1 protein-coding gene and 1 pseudogene are annotated in these 1,125 nt (G+C 67.2%); both read right to left on the bottom strand.

The genetic code is table 11. The annotated features are described in order from the left end of the window. Nucleotides 1–42: 42 nt before the first annotated feature. Nucleotides 43–933 (bottom strand): IS3 family transposase, encoded by an 891-nt coding sequence (locus SK571_RS46110; RefSeq protein ID WP_319990422.1) that lies wholly within the window; start codon nt 931–933, stop codon nt 43–45. Next, a pseudogene (locus SK571_RS46105) lies at nt 930–1,125 on the bottom strand (hypothetical protein); the annotation flags it as partial. The pseudogene SK571_RS46105 and the gene SK571_RS46110, both read right to left, overlap by 4 nt.

Here is a 1,125-nt window from a genome sequence, read left to right as displayed (position 1 = left end):
TGGGATTGGCCCGTTTTGACGGACAGGGTCGATGAGGTGTGATCACGCTACCTGATCGACTGGTTGGTATCGGGTCGATTCGTAGGCTGCGGGGCTGAGGTAGCCGAGGCTCGAATGCCGGCGGCGGGTGTTGTACCAGCCCTCGATGTATTCGAAGATTGCCTTGTGTGCCTTGGTTTTCGTCGGCCAGGGCTGGCGGTCGAGCAGCTCGGTTTTGATGGTGGCGAAGAACGATTCGGCGACCGCGTTGTCCCAGCATTGGCCCTTGCGGCCGACCGAGAGCCGCACGCCGGCGTCAGCCGCCGCGCGGGCGTACTGACCAGAGGTGTACTGACAACCCCTGTCGGAGTGGAAGATCACTCCGGGATCGGGGCGTCGCTGGGCGACGGCGTTGCGCAGCGCCTGCTCGACCAGGTCGGTGCGCAGGTGGTCGGCGGTGGCCCAGCCGACGACCTTCCGGGATCCGAGGTCGATCACGGTCGCGAGGTACATCCACCCTTCCCAGGTGTTGATGTAGGTGATGTCCCCGCACCACCTGCTGTTGATATCCCTTGCGCTGCAGGAGAAATCTCGCTTGATCAGATCATCCGCAGTGGTCGCGGCCGGATCCGGGATGGTGGTGGTGCGCCACCGTTTCGGTGCCCGACCGGCTCGGCCGGCCTTGCGCAGGAGCCGGGCGACGCGCTTGCGGGAGTGCCGATGCCCCTGGTCGGCGAGTTCGGCGTGGATCCGCGGCGTCCCGTAGGTTCCTTTCGACTCGTCGTGCACCTCGATGATCTTCTCGGTCAGCGCGGCGTCGGCTCGCTCACGCGCGGACGGGCCCGCGGCGCGGCGGGCGTAGTAGGCGGCACGGGAGACCTGGAGCAGTTCGCACGCACGCTTGACGTTGCCGCTGCCGACCTTCTCCGCCTCGATGAACGGGTGGACGTTCACCGGGTCTCCTTGGCGAAGAAAGCTGTGGCCCGTTTGAGGATCTCCACGTCCTCGCGCAGCCTCCGGTTCTCCCGCCGCAGGGCAGCGAGCTCGGCCTTCTCGTCGCTGCTCAGGCCGCCGTCATCGCGGGTCCCGGCGTCGCGCTCGGCCTGGCGGACCCACTCGCGCACGGCGGTCTCGGTCAGGTCGAAG

Source organism: Lentzea kristufekii, assembly GCF_033949925.1.
GTDB classification, from domain to species: domain Bacteria; phylum Actinomycetota; class Actinomycetes; order Mycobacteriales; family Pseudonocardiaceae; genus Lentzea; species Lentzea kristufekii.
Note: the sequence above shows the minus strand (reverse complement) of the source record. Positions and strands in the feature narration are given on the sequence as shown.